Consider the following 18191-nt stretch of genomic DNA (forward strand, 5'->3'; position numbering starts at 1 on the left):
GTAAAATAGAAGCCGTGATACGCAAAGGTTTTATCATTTCAGTCGCGGCGGCCTTCTTTCTGTGCGCGTTTGCGGACACGGTTGCGGCAAAAGAAAGAATTGACGGAATCGCCATTGTGGTAAACAACTCCATTGTCACCCTTTCCGAATACAGAAAGAAAGAGGCGAGCATAAGAAAACAATCCCCCGAAGCCACCAAAGACCAGATAGTAAGCAGCATTATCAGCGAGCAGGTGATGATGAACATCGCGGTGGAAAAAAACATTACGGTCTCGGCGGAAGAGATAAAAGCCGCCCTTGAAGCCTTCAAAGAATCCCTCGGACTGGACGATGTGTCTTTCGTGCAGTCTCTCGGCGAAAGAAGCATGACGCTTGAGGAATTCTTCGCGGAAATGAGAATCCAACTCATCACAAAAAAACTTGTTCAATACGAGGTTGAACGTCAGGGGCTGACCATAGACGACAAAGCGGTTGAAGACTATTACCTGAAACACAACCCCGGCGCGGACAGGTCTCCACAGGTCAGAATAGCGCACATACTCATGCCGACGGGCGGCTCAGTCGAACGCAAAGCGGCGGAGCGCATTGCGGAGGATGCGAGAGCGGGAAAGCCCTTTGAAGAACTCGCCCGGCGGCACTCCATGGACGCAAGAACAGCCCCGGAGGGCGGAGACCTCGGCTACTTCAGACGGGACGAACTTATACTGCCGTTGCAAAAAGCCGTTGAGGAAGCGGGAGCGGGCGACATAGGGGGCCCGGTTCTCTCCGATGCGGGGTTTCATATAGTCAAAGTGCTGGCGGTAAAAGAGGAAGGGGTCATGGTTCCGCCGGAAATCAAAACCGCCCTGATTGACGAAATGATAAGCCGGGAAACCGAACGCATAATCTCAACCCTCATAGAAAAGGGCCTGAATTCCTCGCTTATAGATGTGAGGATTTGATCCTCCGGATTTAATCCCCGTCCGTCTCCGGAGGCGGGCAGGTGCAGAAAAGGTTTTTGTCTCCGTAGGCGTTGTCTATGCGCGAAACCGGCGGCCAGAACTTGTTTTCCTTCACAAAATCCGCCGGAAAACAGGCGGCGCTTCTTGAGTAGGGACGCTCCCACCGGTCGGAGGCAACCGCCGCGGCGGTGTGCGGGCTGTTTTTGAGAACATTGTCAGCCCTGTCCGCCCCGCCCCTCTCTATGTCCGCTATCTCCGCGCGAATACTCTCAAGCGCCTCGCAGAAACGGTCTATCTCCGCCTTTGACTCGCTCTCCGTAGGCTCTATCATCACCGTTCCCGCAACCGGCCACGAAACCGTGGGGGCGTGAAAGCCGTAGTCCATCAACCGCTTGGCAAAATCTTCAACATCCACACCCGCGCTCTTTTTGAACTCCCGCAGGTCTAAAATAAACTCATGCGCCACCCTGCCCCCGTCCCCCTCGTATAAAACCTTGTAGGTGCGGCCAAGCCGCCGCTTCATGTAGTTGGCGTTGAGTATCGCGTGCATGGTCGCGTTTCGCGCCCCGCGAGCCCCCAGCATCCGCAGATACGCATATGAGACAACCGTTATGCACGCGCTTCCCCACGGAGCGGCGGCAACGGGAGCGGAGCGGAGAGAGGCCGCCTCCGGCGATTCCTCCCGCCCGAAAGGATGCCCCGGCAGAAACGGCTCCAGATGAGGGGCGGCGCATATGGGCCCCATGCCCGGCCCGCCGCCGCCGTGCGGTATGCTGAAGGTCTTGTGAAGGTTCACATGGCACAAGTCCGCCCCGATAAGCGCCGGTTTGACAAGACCGACCTGCGCGTTGAGATTCGCGCCGTCCATATAAACCTGCCCGCCGTGGTCGTGAACGGTCGCGCAGACCTTCCGTATGTCGCGCTCAAAAACCCCGTGCGTGGACGGGTAGGTGATCATTACCGCCGCAAGGCGGGACGAGTGCGCCTCGCATTTCCTGCGGAGGTCTTCGGTGTCTATGGAGCCGTCCTGTGTGCAGCCGACCGTAACAACCCTCATTCCCGCCATCGCCGCGCTCGCGGGATTGGTCCCGTGGGCGGACGAGGGGACAAGCGCCACGTCCCGCTCCCCCTCCCCGCGCCCCCGGTGATAAGCCCTTATCGCCATAAGACCGGCAAACTCGCCCTGCGCCCCGGAGTTGGGCTGTAAAGACGCGGCGGCAAATCCCGTTACTTCGCAAAGCCACCGCCCCAGTTGCCCGACCATTTCTTCATACCCCCTCAACTGGTCGCGCGGGGCAAACGGGTGAATGTCCGCAAAGCCCGGCCAGCTGACCGGAGCCAGTTCCGAGGCGGAGTTGAGTTTCATCGTGCAGGAGCCCAGCGGTATCATGGAATGGGTGAGAGACAAATCCTTGTTCTCAAGCCGCTTGATGTATCTGACCATCTCCGTCTCGGAGTTATGGGTGTTGAAAACCGGATGAGATAAAAAGCCGCTTTTTCTCTCAAGGCCTCCCGTGGCGGCGGGCGCGTTTGAAACGTCAGCCCCGGAAATCGGGGGCGCGCTTTTGCCCGCCGCTTCACAGAAAACATTCAGTATGGCGTTTAAGTCATCCGCGCCGGTTGTCTCGTCAAGCGAGACGCCCACCGCGCCGCCGGTGTGCAGAAAGTTCATGCCCCTCTCCGTGGAAAGCCGCCTTATCTTCCCGTCCGTGCCTTCCGGCTCGCCCGAAAGGTCAACCGAAAGGGTGTCAAAAAAGCGACCGTTCCGCTGGGAAAACCCCGCGCCGGAAAGCGCGCGGGAAAGCGCCGCCGCGCGGCGGTGAATGCCCCCGGCTATGTTCTTCAGCCCTTGGGGGCCGTGATAGACGCAATACATCGCCGCCATGATCGCCGGCAATGACTGCGCCGTGCATATATTGGAGGTCGCCTTCTCCCTCCTTATGTGCTGCTCGCGCGTCTGAAGAGACATCCTGTAGGCGCGGGAGCCGTCCCGGTCAACGGAGACGCCGATAATCCTGCCCGGAATCTGGCGCTGAAACCGCCGCCGGGCGGCAATATACGCCGCATGAGGGCCGCCGCACCCCATCGGGACGCCGAGGCGCTGCGTTGTGCCGACCACTATGTCCGCCCCCATCTCGCCGGGCGGCGTGAAAACGGCAAGCGAAAGTATGTCCGCGCAAACCGAAACAAGCAGCCCCTCTCCGTGGGCGCGGCGGATGAAGTCCGTGTAGTCATGCGCCTCCCCCCGCCTGTCGGGAAACTGGACAAGAGCGCCGAAGTAATCGGGCGAGGGCTCAAAATCCTCAAAGCGGCCGACCGTGGTCTCTATGCCGAGCGGCTCCGTTCTTGACCTCAACACCTCCAGGGTCTGCGGAAAGCAGCCCTCGTCAACAAAAAACCGGTTCGGCGCGCCGGAGCGGGAAAGAGAATCCGCCACCCTCAGAGACATCGCCATCGCCTCGCACGCCGCCGTTGCCTCGTCAAGCAGGGAAGCGTTTGACACTTCCATCGCGGTCAGGTCGCTCACCACCGTCTGAAAATTGATAAGCGCCTCAAGCCTGCCCTGCGCTATCTCCGCCTGATACGGCGTGTATTGCGTATACCAGCCGGGATTTTCAAGAATGTTTCTTTTGATAACTTCGGGCGTTTTGCACCCGTAGTAGCCAAGGCCGATGAACGATTTGAGACGCCTGTTCATTGCCTCCAAATCCCTCATGCGGGAGATAAAAGAGTGCTCGTCCTCGGCGGGGGGCAGGGAGAGCGGCCCGGAAACCAGTATGTCCGCCGGAACCGCCTCGCGGACAAGTTCCTCAAGAGAGGCGGCGTCCACGGCGTCAAGCATTTCGCGCAAGTCATCCCCGAGCGAGCCGATGTGTCTGCGCTCAAAATCGTCCGTATGCGATTCAGTTCCGCCGCCCATGGGTAAAGGGTTTATTCCAGTTCCCCCACAAACCGCTCATAAGCGGCGGCGTCCATAAGGCGGCCAAGGGAGGAAACATCATCCGCGGCTATCTTCACAAGCCAGCCTTCGCCGTAGGGAGAGGAGTTTATGGTTTCGGGGGAGTCAACAAGCGCCGCATTCACCTCAACCACCCTGCCGGAGACGGGGCAAAAGATGTCGGAAACCGCCTTGGTTGACTCAACCGCGCCGATGGAGTCGCCCGCGCTGAAAACCTCTCCCTCCGGGGGAGTCTCCACGAAAACGATTTCACCGAGTGTCTGCTGTGCGTAGTCGGTTATGCCCACGGTTACCACGCCGTCCTCTTCAAGAGCCCATTCGTGGTCTTCGGTGTATCTGAGACCTTCGGGAAAACTCAAGATGTTCCGGCCTCCCCCGTGGCGCGACCGCCCTTCGCGCGGAAAGGCGGGTCTGTTATGGCGGCCTTTTTGCGATGGTTTCTTATCTCAACCCTTATCCCCGCGCTCCGGGCGCGGGCGACCGCTCCGGAGTCCATCATTGCAAGGCCGAGCGCCGCATTCAAACTGGGAGACATGGTTCCGCTGGTTACCTTTCCGGCCTCCGTCTCTTCACAGAAAACCCTGCAACCGCTCCGCGCAATGCCGGGCTCATCCATGACAAAACCGCAAAGGGCGCGACCGGGCCCTGCCTCAAGAACACGTACCAGTGCGTCTCTGCCGCAGAAATCCCCCTTTTCCATTTTCACATATCTTCCCAAATTCGCCTCAAAAGGGTTTGTGCTCTCGTCTATCTCGTTGCCGTAGAGAGTGTACCCCATCTCAAGCCTGAGCGTGTCGCGACATCCCAGCCCGCACATGGTCGCGCCGTCGCACAGCGCCGCCCACAACTCCGGCGCCGAGTCCCACGGGACAAATATCTCAAACCCGTCCTCGCCCGTGTAGCCCGTTCCCGATATGAACGCCTCGCCGCCGCGCTGAAAATCGGCAACGCAAAACCTGCCGGGCAGGCGCGCGTCCCCGCCCAGAGCGCCCGCCGCAACCTTTGCGGAATCCGGCCCCTGAACCGCAATCAGCGAGAACTCCCGGCTCAAATCTCTGACCCCGGCGTCAAACGCCCCGGCGTGCGAGGATATCCACTCAAGGTTGCGCGCGGTGTTTGAGGCGTTGACGCACAAGATAAATCTGGACCCGGAAAATCTGTAAACCATAAGGTCGTCCAGTATGCCGCCCTCCTCGTTGCAGAGCAGATTGTATTGGACGCTCATGTCCGCCATGCGGGTTACGTCATTGGTAACAAGCCACTGGCAAAACATCTCCGCGCCGGGACCCGTTATCTCTATCTCGCCCATGTGCCCCGCGTCAAAAATCCCGCAACCGGAGCGCACGGCGCGGTGCTCCTCCCGTATTCCGGAATACGAAACGGGCATGCTCCATCCGGAAAATCCGGTCATTTTTGCTCCGTTCTCAATGTGGGTTTCGTAAAGGGCGGTGCGGCTCATTGAACAACCTTATGATTAAACATTACAGGGGGAAATTGTCAACAAGGGCGGCGGGCGGTTTTGGTGTATGATTGGCGGCGGGGCAAGATGCGGAAAAGACTGCTGAAAATTTACACCCTGATGCTTGAGCGCCACGGCCCCCAGGGCTGGTGGCCCGCGCAAACCGCCTTTGAATGCGCGGTCGGGGCGATCCTGACCCAGAACACGGCGTGGAGAAACGTTGAAAAGGCGGTGCGCAACCTTAAATCGGCGGGAGCGCTCTCTGTCGGGGCGATAGACCGGATGCCGCTTGCAAAACTCGCCCGGCTGATAAGACCCTCCGGCTACTTCAACCTGAAGGCGGAGCGGCTGAAATGTTTCACCCGCTTTGTTACAAAAAACCACGGCGGAGACATCGGCGCGCTTCTTTCCTCGGAGACCGGCGAACTCAGGCAGTCCCTGCTCTCCGTTAAAGGCGTGGGGCCCGAAACCGCAGACAGCATAGCGCTGTATGCCGCGGGGAAACCGCTGTTTGTGGTTGACGCCTACACAAAGAGAATCACCTCAAGGCACGGCCTCACGGACGGGAAGGCAACCTACGGCGAGGTGCAAAGCCTGTTTGCGGAAAACCTGCCGCAAGACGCCGCCATGTTCAACGAGTATCACGCCCTGATAGTGCGGACGGCAAAGGAGTTTTGCCATAAAAGCAAGCCCGACTGCGAAAACTGCCCGCTTAAAACCGACCTGCCCTCAGGCTTGAAGCCTGTGTAAAGAATTTTTCAGCCGGACGAGCCGCCGTTTCCGGCGGAGCGGACGACCTGCTCAAAAGCGCGCGGGTCTCTTATGGCGAGTTCGGACAGTGATTTCCTGTCCAATTCAATGCCGGACTTTTTGACCCCGCTGATAAAGCGGCTGTATGAAAGCCCGTGAGGGCGGACGGCCGCGTTGATTCTGGTTATCCACAGGGCGCGGAAGTCTCTCTTTCTGTTGCGCCTGTCGCGGTAGGCGTATGCCATGGCGCGCAGAAGGGTCTCTTTGGCTTTCCTGAGATTGTTCTTCCTGCGCCCCCAGTAGCCCCTTGCCTGCTTCAGGATTTTCTTGCGCCTGTTTCTGGACGCCACTGACGGTGTAACTCTCATCTCCCTATCCTCACTTGGCGATATAGGACGCCACCCTTCTCGCGGCGGCACCCTCAAGGTAAAGGGCGGAGCCGAGCCGCCTCATCCTTTTTGAGTTCTTCTTGACGTTGAGGTGCGACTTGCCGCCCCTTGCCGTCTTTATCTTTCCGCCGCCGGTGAAGGAAAATCTCTTCGCCGCGCTTCTGTTTGTTTTCATCTTTGTCTTCAAACCGCTTCTCCGTCTTTGACCGCTTCTTCGTCTTCGTAAGCGCCGTTTTCCCGGCTCGCCCCGCCGCCCGCGCTTTTTACGGGCGAAAGGACGGCAACAATTCCCCTGCCCTCAAGCCGCGCCGGGGAATCTATTTTACCCAGACCTGACAGTTGTTCCACTATTGAGGAAATAAGTTCAAACCCGGTGTTCTTGTGGACAAACTCCCTTCCCCTGAACATCACCCTGAGCTTGGCTTTGCATCCGTCCTGCAAAAACCCCCTGAGACGCTCCATCTTCACGTCCAAGTCGTGCTGCCCGATGTGCGGCCTCAATTTGACCTCTTTGACCGGGCTCGGCTTGCTCTTTTTGGTGTTTTTCTTTTGCAGATATTTATACTTTCCATAATCAACAAGCCTGCATACGGGCGGTTTGGAATCGGGGGAGACCTCAACAAGGTCAAGACGCATCTCCTCCGCCTTTGCGAGCGCTTCCTCTATTGACAAAACTCCAATCTGGCTTCCTTTGTCATCAACCACCCTGACGGTGGGAGCCTTTATCCTGCGGTTTATCCGTGTTGCGGGAGGCCGTTTTTCAAAATTTCTTCTGGGAAACCTTATGGCCTGCTCCCCGCGCCCGTAAAAGCGCCTTCCTCTTTCAGCATTTCAATAAACTCGCCCACCTCCATCGGGCTTAAGCTTTCGCTCCCGTATTTTCTGGGAGCAACAGTTCCACCGGCGGCCTCCTTCTCTCCGACAACAAGCAAATACGGTATCTTCATCACCTGCGCTTCTCTGACCTTGTAGCCGAGTTTCTCGCTTCTGAAATCCCTTTCAACCCTTATACCTTTTTCCGCAAGAGCGCAAACAACTTTCTCCGCATATTCCGTCCATTCATCGCCTACCGTGGCCACACGCGCCTGAACGGGACTGAGCCACAAAGGAAAAGCCCCGCCGTAATGCTCCACCAGAATTCCGAAAAACCGCTCAAGCGAACCGAATATCGCCCGATGAATCATTATCGGCGTGTGGCGGACATTATCCTCACCCGCAAAGGCCATGTCAAACCGCTTCGGGAGATTGAAATCTAACTGAACGGTGGAACACTGCCAAGACCTTCCGAGAACGTCCTTTATTTTCAGGTCTATTTTCGGCCCGTAAAAAGCCCCCCCTTTGTCGTCAACCGAGTAGTCAAGCCCCTTTGAGGCAAGCACGGACTTGATGGCGTCCGTGGCGTCCGTCCAGTCGCTTTCGCTCCCGACAAACTTGTCCGGGCGCGTTGAGAGGAAGATGTCAAAATCGTCAAAGCCGAACTTTTTCAGGAAGGAGAGCGTCAGGTCAATAACGCCTCCCACCTCGTCCGCTATCTGGTCGGGGCGGCAGAATATGTGGGCGTCATCCTGAGAAAACCCCCTCGCCCTCAAAAGCCCGTGAAGCACGCCGCTGCGCTCGTATCTGTAAACCGTGCCCACTTCCGCCCACCTGAGCGGCAGGTCGCGGTAACTTCTCACGGCGGACTTGTAAACCAGAATGTGAAACGGGCAGTTCATCGGCTTTATCTGGTATTGCGAGTTGTCCAGTTCTGAGGGGGGAAACATGTTTTCGGTGTAAAAGTCCAGATGGCCGCTGGTCTGCCACAGGTCAAGGCGCGCCAGATGCGGCGTATAAAGGATGTCATAGCCCGCCCTGCGGTGCTCCGAGCGCCAGTAATCTTCAATAATTCCCCTCACTCTCGCCCCTCTGGGATGCCACAGCACAAGGCCGGGTCCCACATCGTCCCTCAAACTGAAAAGGTCAAGTTCCCTGCCCAGTTTTCTGTGGTCGCGTTTTTTCGCCTCCTCAAGCATGGCAAGGTGTTTTTTCAAATCCTTTCTGTCCGCAAAGGCCGTTCCGTATATGCGCTGAAGCATCGGGTTTGTCTCAACGCCGCGCCAATACGCCCCGGCGGAAGATGTGAGTTTGAACGCCCTGACCTCCCCGGTGGAAGGCGCGTGCGGCCCCCTGCAAAGGTCAAACCAGCCGCCCTGATGATAGGTTGTTATCTCCCCGCCTTCGGGCAGGCCGCCGATGATTTCAACCTTGTATGTCTCGCCCATGTCCGAGAAGGTTTTCACCGCCTCCTCGCGGGAAACGGTTTTACGCAATAGCGGCTTGTTTTCGGAGATGATTTCCGCCATCCGTTTTTCAATCTTTTCAAGGTCTTCCGGTGTGAAGGGCGCGGGCGCGTCAAAATCGTAATAAAACCCGTCATCAATAACGGGGCCTATCGTAACCTTCACGCCGGGGAAAAGCCCCTGAACGGCTTCTGCCATAACGTGGGCGGCGGTGTGGCGAATGAGGGCAAGGCCCTCCGGCGAGTTGCGTCTGACGGGCGCAACGGCGGCGGGTTGGGGGACGGGTTCCTGCAAGTCTGAAAGAACACCGTCAACAGTCGCTCCGATGGCGTCCTTCTCCGCGCCGAGCGCGGCAAGGGCTTCCGCAACAGTGGCGCCGGAGGCGACCTCGGCGGAGTTGTCTTTATGGGTAACCTTTATTTGAGGCATTATGAAACCTTTGGGCCCGGCTGGAATTGAACCAGCGACCTTTCGCGTGTGAGGCGAACGCTCTCCCTCTGAGCTACGAGCCCGAAGCGGCTATATTGTTTTGAATATGAGGGAAAAGTCAAAGGAAACCGATTAGAGTCGATGCCGTGAAGAAGAAAAAGAAACTTTCCGACCCCTTCATCTTCAATCTGGGACGAGTCTGGCAGTCCGCTTTGCGCGAAGACTGGAGGGAAGCCGAGCGGCTCTGTGACTTTATAGAAGAAATCTCCGGCGGAAGGGATGATATGAAACATATCCGAAAGGCCGTCCTGAAAGAAGATACAAACCGCGTTGACAAGCAACTAACCAAAATTCTCGGATGGTGAGCGCGGCTGGGATCGAACCAGCGACCTCTTGCGTGTCGGGCAAGCGCTCTCCCGCTGAGCTACGCGCTCTTTCAGTCCGCCTATTGTCTTTCAAAAGCCGTTTTGTGTCAAGGCGCAAACATTGACACCCGCCCTTGCCGTGCTGTATTTTTCGCTATGCCCAAAGCCCCGAAATACCGCGCATGGCTCAACTGCATCAACCCGGAATGCGGCAAAAGATACAAAATTGATGAAGTAATCTACCGCTGCGGCGACTGCAACGAACTTCTTGAAGTTACCCACGACCGCGACCTGCTTGCCAAACAGTCGCCCCAGCAGTGGAAAGACCTGTTTGACGACCGCTATAAAAACCAGTCATGGCCCTATGGCAGTTCGGTCTGGGGCAAAAAGGAATGGGTCTGCCCCGTGGTGGACGACCAAGACATCGTTTCCATGTATGAGGGGTCAACCAATCTGTTCTGGGCGGAGCGTTTCGGCAGACAGGTCGGAATGGAAGATGTGTGGATAAAAATGTGCGGCAACAGCCACACGGGCTCTTTCAAAGACCTCGGAATGACCGTTCTGGTGTCCGTGGTGCGCAGCATGAGACGCAAAAAGCGCGACATTCCCGCCGTGGCGTGCGCCTCCACCGGAGACACCTCCGCCGCGCTTGCCGCCTACTGCGCCGCGGCGGACATTCCGGCGATAGTGTTCCTGCCGAGGGGAAAGGTCTCTCTCGCCCAACTTGTTCAGCCAATCTCAAACGGGGCGATAGTGCTGTCTCTGGACACCGATTTTGACGGCTGCATGAAGATGGTCCAGAGGGTAACGGGCGAACACAACATTTATCTCGCCAACTCAATCAACTCCCTGAGGATTGAGGGGCAGAAGACCATCAGCATTGAGTTGTGCCAGCAGTTCAAGTGGGACGTGCCGGACTGGGTAATCATTCCGGGCGGAAACCTCGGCAATGTGTCCGCGCTCGGCAAGGGGTTTCTGCTTATGCGCGACCTCGGCCTTATCAAAAAACTGCCGCGAATAGTCTGCGCGCAGTCCAAAAACGCAAACCCGCTTTATCTGAGTTACAAGAAGGGCTTCAAGGAGTTCAAGCCCGTGAAGGCGAAAACAACTCTCGCCAACGCGATTCAAATCGGCAATCCGGTCAGCGTGAACAAGGCGATTAAAACCCTCAAAGAGTTCAACGGAATTGTGGAGCAGGCGTCTGAAAAGGAACTTGCGGACGCCGCCGCCATGGCGGACGGGACGGGAACTTTCAACTGCCCGCACACGGGCGTGGCTCTCGCGGTTTTCCTGAAACTTCAGGCGCAAAAAACCTTCAAAAAGAAAGACAAGGTGGTGATCATCTCCACCGCCCACGGCTTGAAATTTGTTGAGTTCAAGATCGGATACCACGAAGGAAAGATAAGGGGGGCGAACAAAGCGCTCCGCAACAGCCCCGTTGAAGTTCCCAACGACTACGAAAAAGTCCGGGACGCCATATTCAGACGCATTGAAAAGCGATGAGTTTTGACCTGAGCGGCGGCCTTTACGCCATAACAGACCGCAAACTGATACCGGAGGAGTGTCTTGCCCGAACCGTTGAGGCGGCGATAAGGGGCGGGGCGAAAGTGATTCAACTGCGCGAAAAGGGCGCGGACAGAAGCGAAGTTGTCCGCAGGGGGAAAGCCGTTTTAAGGATAACGCGCGAATACGGCGTTCCCCTGATAATCAACGACAGCCCCGAAGCGGCGAAAGAAACCGGCGCGGACGGGGTTCATCTCGGCGGGGATGACGCGCCGGTTGGAGAGGCGAGAAAACTGCTCGGCGGCGGCGCGATTATAGGGGTCTCGTGTTACGGCGACATTGAAAGGGGAGTTGAAGCGGAGAAACAGGGCGCAAACTACGCCGCCTTTGGAACGCCGTATTTCACGCCGACAAAACCGGACAGAGATCCGACTCCGTTTGAGGTTCTGCGGGAAGCGAAGCGGAGATTGAAGATTCCCGTTTTCGCAATCGGCGGCATAACGCCGGAGAATGTTTCGGATGTTCTGGAGACCGGAGTGGACGGAGTTGCCGTGATTACGGCGATTTTCGGGGTGGAAGACACCGAAGAAGCGGTAAAAGAGATTGCGGGGTTCTTTGAGGATGAGGCATAAAGTGCCGCTAATCTCCGCAGAATGTGCGGAGATTAGGGTTGACTGACCAAGCGGCGGCGGCTATATTCTCCGCAGAATGTGCGGAGAATAGCAACTGTAATCTCCGCAAAAGTTGTCAAAGATGCCTTACTTGTGGGAAGAAAAAGAGTGGCCAGATTTCCGGTGGGATGAAAAACTCATATCGTCCCCGCTTGCGGATGTGCGCCACCGGCAGGGGCGTTTGCTTGGCCGTATGGAGGGGCTCGGCTTTGCCTTGCGGCAGGATGCGGTTTTCCGGACTATTTGCGATGAAACTCTTAAGACCAGCGAGATAGAGGGTGAGTTTCTTGATGTTGAGGAGGTGCGCTCGTCCGTTGCCCGGCAACTTGGATTGGACTATGCGGGCAACCCGCCGGGAGGCGGGGCTGACGAAAGGCGGCATTTGGTCAAAGAGTCGTCCCGGAGTGAGGCGGACGGCATAGTGGAAATCCTTGTTGACGCGACCGCCAATTTTGACAAGCGCCTTACAAAGAAGCGTCTTTTCGGCTGGCATTCCGCGCTTTTCCCCGAAGGGCGCAGCGGTTTCCTCAAGATAACAACGGGAAAGTGGCGCAAGGGCGGGGTTCATGTTGTTTCCGGCCCCATAGGAAGGCAGACGATTCATTTTGTCGCTCCGCCCGCAAGCAGTGTTTCCGGGGAAATGGACGCTTTTCTCTCGTGGTTCAACACTGAAACCGGAAAAGACCCTGTTTTGAAAGCGGCGATTGCTCATCTGTGGTTTGTAATCATCCATCCGTTTGATGACGGAAACGGGCGCACGACAAGGGCGATAGCGGAGATGTGCCTTGCCCGTTCCGAGGGAACTTCGCAGAGGTTTTACAGTATGTCTTCGCAGATAATGGCGGAGAGGAAGGACTACTACGCGCAACTTCGGGAGACTCAAAACAGCGGGGTTGATATTACGGGCTGGCTTCTCTGGTTTCTCGGCTGTCTGAACCGCGCAATCAGGAGTTCGGACAAGGCGCTTTCAGTGATACTGAACAAGGCGCGTTTCTGGGAGGAACACGGGGAAACGGCTTTCAATAAACGGCAGACAAAGATTTTGAATCTGCTTTTGGGCGGCGGCTTTGTGGGCAAACTTACATCGTCCAAATGGGCGAAGATTGCAAAGTGTTCTCAAGATACGGCGCAGAGGGATATAAACGGGTTGATTGATTTGGGGATAATGAAGAAGAGTGAGGAAGGGGGGAGGAGTACGAGTTATGAGATGACGGGGAAAGACCCCCGCCCCGCTTGAACTCGCCCTCTTGTTAGGGCAATATCATCCTGTTGTGCCGAGAATCCACTTCAAAGGGAAAGACTCCATTGTCAACTACCACCTGACTGTTCCCTACCACCAGTTTCAGGCCGTAGAGAAGAAATCAATGCTGGAGAAGGGCAAAAACCCGTCTCTGCACGACAACATGATCATTCACGGCGACAACCTGACCGCCCTGAAAGCCCTGTTGCCCACGCACGGGGGCAAGGTCAACTGCATATACATTGACCCGCCGTATAACACCGGCAATGAGGGGTGGGTGTATAACGATAATGTGAACAATGCAATGATGCGGCAGTGGTTTGGGAAAGTAGTTGACAGTGAGGATATGACGCGCCACGACAAGTGGCTTTGTATGATGTGGCCGAGGCTGTCGCTGTTACGCGAACTGCTGGCGGAAGACGGGGTGATTTTTGTTTCCATTGATGATAATGAACAACATCGTTTAAGGATGGTGATGGACGAGGTGTTTGGGGAGGATAATTTTGTCGCTGGCTTTGTAGTAATTCGTGCGGAAGGGGGTGGAATGGCAAAGCAAGCCATAAAAGGACATGACCACCTTTTGGTGTATGCTAAAAATATTTCTCTATCAACACCGCTTAAACGCCCCAGAGATGTAAGGGGAGAGATTGTTACAAAAGACGGCATTGAGTATTGGTTGGAAGAAGACTGGTTGAGGAAAGAATTCGGCAAGTATGGAACATGCCATTATGAAGAAATAGTTAAATACAAAGGAAAGGAAAAGAAAAAAGAAATAGACCAATTGATTGCTTCGGGAGATTGCGTATTAATTGAAAAGAAGAATGGATTACATGTTGTTGCCAGAATGAGAAACCTTTCTATGGACAGTTCAAAGTTTTACAGTGTGCTTAAGCATTTGTCCGCAAATGGCATTAAGGATTTAGACAGCGTGAATCTTAAGGGAAAATTTGATTACCCGAAACCGATTTCTTTACTGATGGAATTAATACGAGGAAAGACCATGCATACAAAAGATCAATCCGATATCATTTTAGATTCTTTCGCCGGTTCTGGCACAACCGCCCACGCCGTTCTTGCGCTCAACAAGGAAGACGGGGGCAATCGTAAATTCATTCTTGTTGAATGCGAGGATTACGCCGACAAAATCACCGCCGAGCGCGTCCGCCGTGTTATAAAAGGTGTTCCAAAATCAAAAGACGAAAATCTCAAAAAAGGTCTCGGCGGAAACTTTGGCTATTGGGAACTCGGCAGGCCAATGGAGATGCAAAGCATTCTTGAGGGCGAAGATCTCCCAACCTACAATGAACTTGCCCGCTATGTTTTTTACACCGCAACGGGCGAGCAGTGGTCGCAGAAACTGATGAAAAAAAGAGACTTCTTTGTCGGCGAGTCCGAACATTATCAAGTTTACCTTTTCTACAAACCCGATGTCGATTACCTGACCGAAGCATCCTTGACTCTGGAACTTGCGGAATCTCTCCCCAAGTCCGGCAAGAAATGGCGGTTGGTATTTGCCCCGACACGATACGCAAATCCGGATAGCCTTGCGAAGATGAAAATCAAATTTTGCCAACTTCCGTTTGAAATCTACAAGGTGGTGGAGTAATGGAACTTAAACAATATCAAAGCCGTGTCCTTGATGAACTCAGCGCCTTTCTGAAAAATCTGGACAAAGAGCGCGAAGAACGCAATGAGATTTTGAAAAAGACACCGGAAGAAGCGCGAGAAGATGTCGCTTCAAGCAGAGATTTTGTTAAAAGAGCGTGGAAAAAACAGAGAGGGCCATATTACGCAAAGCAGGACGGGCTGAAAAACCCATTACCCGATGTCTATATTAAAGTTCCGACAGGCGGTGGTAAAACCCTGCTTGCCTGCCACGCGATTAACCGCATTCGCCGAGAATACCTAAAACGGCAAACCGGACTTGTTGTGTGGATTGTGCCGACCAATCAGATATACCGTCAGACATTCGCCCAACTGCGCGACCGCTCGCACCCCTACAGGCAACAGCTGGAAATCGCCTCAGGCGGAAGGGTAATGATAGCGGAACGTGCAGATGTCCTTTCCCCCACAGACTTGCGAGACAAACTTGTTATCCTCTTGCTGATGTTGCCTGCGGCGGCAAAAGCAAGCAAAGACAGATTGCGCATGTATAGGGACTCCGGCGGTTATGAGGAGTTTTTCCCCAAAGAGGGAGATGTGCAAGAACATGATGAACTTTTGAAAACAATACCCAATTTGGATGTTTTCAAAGATGATGCCGGACGTAACCTTAAACCGACAATGATTCAATCATCACTGGCAAATGTCTTTCGCCTTTCCCGTCCGCTTATAATAGTGGACGAGGGGCAAAAAGCATACAGCCAGACGGCACGGGAAACCATTTGCGGATTTAACCCCGCTTTTGTGCTGGAACTGTCGGCAACCCCGCCCAAACATGTGAACATAGTTTCCGCCGTATCCGGGCAGGATTTGAATAAGGAGGAAATGATTAAACTGGATATTAACCTGACCAACAGAAACACCACTGATTACAAAATTGTATTGCTTGCGGCAAAAACCAAACGAGAGGAACTGGAACGGGAGGCGGACATCTACCGCCAGAACAGCGACCGCTATATCCGCCCGATTGCCCTGATTCAAGTGGAGCGTGTCGGAAAAGACCAGAGAAAAAAGGGGATTATTCACGCCGAGGATGCCCGTGAATTTCTGCTTAAAGAGGGTGTTCTGGAAAATCAGATTGCTTTGAAAACCAGCGAAAAAGACGATTTGGAAGACATTGACCTGCTTGATGAGGAATGCCCCATTCGCTACATAATCACAAAACAGGCGCTACAGGAAGGGTGGGATTGCTCTTTCGCTTATGTTTTGACCGTGCTTTCCAATCTTACCGCCTCAATGTCTATGACCCAACTTGTGGGGCGTGTGTTGAGGCAGCCCGATGCCGCAAAAACCGGCGTTCCGGCTTTGGATGAGTGTTATGTTTTCACACAACGGCGCAACAGCGGCGAAGTTATCCGCAACATCAAAAAGGAACTTGAAAGCGAAGGTCTCAGTGATTTAACCGGACACATAACGGATGACACGGACGGCAAGGATATACTGCCTTTCGTTACGACAAAATTCAGAGACAAGTTTAAGAAGTTTGAGGGGCGTCTTTATCTGCCGCAGTTTGTGGTTATGAACGGAAACGGACAACCGCATTTATTGGAGTATGAGGGTGATATTCTTGCCAATCTGGACTGGACCAAAATAACATTCCCTACGGAGTTGAAAGAACTAAATCTGAGTAACGCTCCCAATCACGGAAAGGCTTCAATCGGGCTTCCCCATGAATGGGTGAGACATTCCGATGATGACTATGCCAACGGCGACCTGACTGAACCCGACTCGGTTTTAATGACAAGGCAACTGGTGGATGTTATCCCCAATGCGTGGGATGCCCACAAGATGAGCCGCCGGATTGTGGATTACTTCACAAAACGGGACGGCAAAGAGAAAACCGCCAACAATCTTGTTTTCATCATTGAGGAAAGCAAGAAACTGCTTGCCGTGCAACGGGATGCAATGGCGGAAAAATACTTTCACTCTCAAGTGAAAAAGGGGGCGTTTGAACTGTTGCTTTTCACGGGAAAAGGCGAGTGGCAGATTCCCGCCTCAATAAGAACCAGAAGCGCCGCGAGAATGAACCGCGATGACGGAAACCCACTTGCGAAAACCCTGTTTGACTACATACCGGATGAAGATATGAACGAGTATGAAAGAACGGTCGCCCTGTATATGGATGAGCAGGAGCGGCTTTTGTGGTGGTATCGCAACCAGACCCACAGCGGCTACAAACTGCAAGGGTGGAAACGAAACAGAATTGTGCCTGATTTCATTACGGCCTCCGTGTCGGATGACGGAGAGGATGAAATGGGTGAAGTCCGCGTGATTGAGACCAAAGGGATACACTTGAAGAATGAGGACACGGACTATAAGAAAGCGGTGCTTGATTTGTGTGATGAACTTTGCCGGTCTCCGAGGGGCGGAGAAAGACGCAAATGGAAAGACTTGAAAGAGGAGTTTGCCGACCACCAATTCAAGTTTGATCTTGTTTTTGAAGATGAATGGGAAAGTGTTTTGAACGGGATTTTTATGGGTCCCGCTAATTAGGTTTTGTTTTCGCTTTCAGTTTCCTGTTGGTCAAGAAGTTTCAGCATATCCTCAAATATCCGCTTCATCTCATTTTTTTCGGCGAATTGCCAACTGTCCTCCTCGTATTTTAGACCTTCCAACTCATTCATGTAGCCGTTTATCTTCTCTTTTGTGAATTCCGAAGGGAATACGAGAAGGGCAAGTTCTATTGCATTGTCTCTTTCTTTTTGTCGTTTTATATCGAATTCCTGAGAAGAACCGGAATCAAAATCAAAACGAGAGGAAAGCCCGAAAACTTTAGGACGTTCTATCAGCAATTTTACTTGCGACAATGCACTACTACTGAGAAAAGTTAGAATTGTTGCCCAAGTGATAGGGCAAGCCGTGGGGAACAAACCTTTTGAAATTTGATCCAAAGGTTCATCTAATACTTTTTTCCCTACCTTCATTGTTATTCTTCTAAAACACCAGCGCTGAAAACACATCAACCATTCATTGGAATAATAATTGTCTCTGTCTTGCAAAGTCTCTTTACTTATTTTCCATCCTTGAGGGAAATGATGTTCCCATATGTAATGGTTTTCGCCAGAGGTTGCAACATTGTCAAAGAATGGGAATGCGACCCCCTGAATGACTCTTTTGACATACCCTTCTTCATTATGCTGTTCCAAGTGTTTGGAAAGAACATTGAAGAAAACAGAGGCATTATTGTTTTGGAGCGCTTTTTCAACAAGAAACGGAATTACATCTCCCATCACCAAGCTCAACGACTTGGTCTCCGTGTTCCTCCGGTCATAACCTCTAATAGGAGAAACCTGCTGATTTATCCGCAATAAAGACTGTAATAACTCCTTAAAAATATCTGAAGCAGAAAAAGAAATATGTTCCGACAATTCCTTCAGTCTTTGTATGCCCTCCCCTGCAATATACAAAGAGTGTTCATCTTTGCTACTCACCAATGTCTCAACCCACTTTACAAATGCTTTTACATACATTCTCTCTTCAAGAAAACTCTTGGATTCTTTCTTCCAAGCAGAAGACCATTCTTCAATTTTGAGTTCGGAATTTT

Annotated in this window: 16 protein-coding genes and 2 tRNA genes; 8 read left to right on the plus strand and 10 right to left on the minus strand. The window is 53.6% G+C overall.

The features are described 5' to 3' along the window. The coding region (locus tag OXF42_02635) for a peptidylprolyl isomerase (protein ID MCY4046993.1) at window positions 1–941 on the plus strand (941 nt) is incomplete at its 5' end. A 10-nt stretch (window positions 942–951) separates the two neighbouring features. On the opposite strand, the gene gcvP is transcribed toward OXF42_02635, so the two are convergent. From gcvP to gcvT, 3 genes are read right to left on the minus strand one after another with little or no spacing between them, the layout of a single operon-like run. Then, the gene (gcvP, locus tag OXF42_02640; protein MCY4046994.1) at window positions 952–3861 is read right to left on the minus strand and encodes an aminomethyl-transferring glycine dehydrogenase; all 2910 of its coding nucleotides are present in this window, start codon (window positions 3859–3861) and stop codon (window positions 952–954) included. An 11-nt stretch (window positions 3862–3872) separates the two neighbouring features. After that, entirely contained in the window at window positions 3873–4259 is a 387-nt protein-coding gene (gene gcvH, locus OXF42_02645) for a glycine cleavage system protein GcvH (GenBank protein ID MCY4046995.1), read from the minus strand. Further along, window positions 4256–5359 carry a glycine cleavage system aminomethyltransferase GcvT gene (gene gcvT, locus OXF42_02650; protein ID MCY4046996.1) on the minus strand — a complete coding sequence of 368 codons (1104 nt, stop codon included), beginning with the start codon at window positions 5357–5359 and terminating at the stop codon, window positions 4256–4258. The genes gcvH and gcvT overlap by 4 nt, the downstream gene beginning before the upstream one ends. Before the next feature lie 87 nt (window positions 5360–5446). Between gcvT and OXF42_02655 the strand changes: the two genes are divergently transcribed. Continuing rightward, entirely contained in the window at window positions 5447–6109 is a 663-nt protein-coding gene (locus OXF42_02655; GenBank protein ID MCY4046997.1) for an endonuclease III domain-containing protein, read from the plus strand. An 8-nt stretch (window positions 6110–6117) separates the two neighbouring features. Here the strand turns inward: OXF42_02655 and rplT are convergent, their stop codons facing one another. The 5 genes from rplT to OXF42_02680 form a co-directional block, all read right to left on the minus strand. Beyond that, the gene (gene rplT, locus OXF42_02660) at window positions 6118–6477 is read right to left on the minus strand and encodes a 50S ribosomal protein L20 (protein MCY4046998.1); all 360 of its coding nucleotides are present in this window, start codon (window positions 6475–6477) and stop codon (window positions 6118–6120) included. A gap of 10 nt (window positions 6478–6487) precedes the next feature. Then, window positions 6488–6673 (minus strand): 50S ribosomal protein L35, encoded by a 186-nt coding sequence (gene rpmI / locus OXF42_02665; protein MCY4046999.1) that lies wholly within the window; start codon window positions 6671–6673, stop codon window positions 6488–6490. Between the two features lie 8 nt (window positions 6674–6681). After that, window positions 6682–7236 carry a translation initiation factor IF-3 gene (gene infC / locus OXF42_02670; GenBank protein ID MCY4047000.1) on the minus strand — a complete coding sequence of 185 codons (555 nt, stop codon included), beginning with the start codon at window positions 7234–7236 and terminating at the stop codon, window positions 6682–6684. Window positions 7237–7280: 44 nt separating this feature from the next. Then, the gene (thrS, locus tag OXF42_02675) at window positions 7281–9206 is read right to left on the minus strand and encodes a threonine--tRNA ligase (GenBank protein MCY4047001.1); all 1926 of its coding nucleotides are present in this window, start codon (window positions 9204–9206) and stop codon (window positions 7281–7283) included. A gap of 11 nt (window positions 9207–9217) precedes the next feature. Continuing rightward, window positions 9218–9289: transfer RNA gene (locus OXF42_02680), tRNA-Val, on the minus strand. A 63-nt stretch (window positions 9290–9352) separates the two neighbouring features. Between OXF42_02680 and OXF42_02685 the strand changes: the two genes are divergently transcribed. Continuing rightward, a complete protein-coding gene (locus tag OXF42_02685) occupies window positions 9353–9571 on the plus strand; it encodes a hypothetical protein (GenBank protein ID MCY4047002.1) in 219 nt (72 codons plus the stop codon). Here OXF42_02685 and OXF42_02690 read toward each other — a convergent pair. Beyond that, window positions 9566–9640, minus strand: a tRNA-Val gene (locus OXF42_02690). The genes OXF42_02685 and OXF42_02690 overlap by 6 nt on opposite strands. An 87-nt stretch (window positions 9641–9727) precedes the next feature. Between OXF42_02690 and thrC the strand changes: the two genes are divergently transcribed. From thrC to OXF42_02715, 5 genes are all read left to right on the plus strand, one after another. Continuing rightward, the gene (gene thrC / locus OXF42_02695; GenBank protein ID MCY4047003.1) at window positions 9728–11074 is read left to right on the plus strand and encodes a threonine synthase; all 1347 of its coding nucleotides are present in this window, start codon (window positions 9728–9730) and stop codon (window positions 11072–11074) included. Then, complete coding sequence (thiE, locus tag OXF42_02700; protein MCY4047004.1) at window positions 11071–11706, plus strand: thiamine phosphate synthase; 636 nt, start codon at window positions 11071–11073, stop codon at window positions 11704–11706. The genes thrC and thiE overlap by 4 nt, the downstream gene beginning before the upstream one ends. A 121-nt stretch (window positions 11707–11827) precedes the next feature. Further along, window positions 11828–12982 (plus strand): Fic family protein, encoded by a 1155-nt coding sequence (locus tag OXF42_02705; protein ID MCY4047005.1) that lies wholly within the window; start codon window positions 11828–11830, stop codon window positions 12980–12982. A 34-nt stretch (window positions 12983–13016) separates the two neighbouring features. Then, window positions 13017–14591, plus strand: a complete 1575-nt coding sequence (locus tag OXF42_02710) for a site-specific DNA-methyltransferase (GenBank protein ID MCY4047006.1) — start codon at window positions 13017–13019, stop codon at window positions 14589–14591. Next, on the plus strand, window positions 14591–17140 hold the full coding sequence (locus OXF42_02715; protein ID MCY4047007.1) for a DEAD/DEAH box helicase family protein: 2550 nt from the start codon (window positions 14591–14593) through the stop codon (window positions 17138–17140). Before OXF42_02710 ends, OXF42_02715 begins: the two co-directional genes overlap by 1 nt. Here OXF42_02715 and OXF42_02720 read toward each other — a convergent pair. Further along, window positions 17137–18191, minus strand: a 1055-nt coding sequence (locus OXF42_02720) for a hypothetical protein (GenBank protein MCY4047008.1), incomplete at its 5' end; no start/stop codon positions are given. The two genes, OXF42_02715 and OXF42_02720, sit on opposite strands and share 4 nt — an antisense overlap.

The sequence above is a fragment of the Candidatus Dadabacteria bacterium genome (assembly GCA_026708565.1).
GTDB lineage: Bacteria > Desulfobacterota_D > UBA1144 > Nemesobacterales > Mycalebacteriaceae > Mycalebacterium.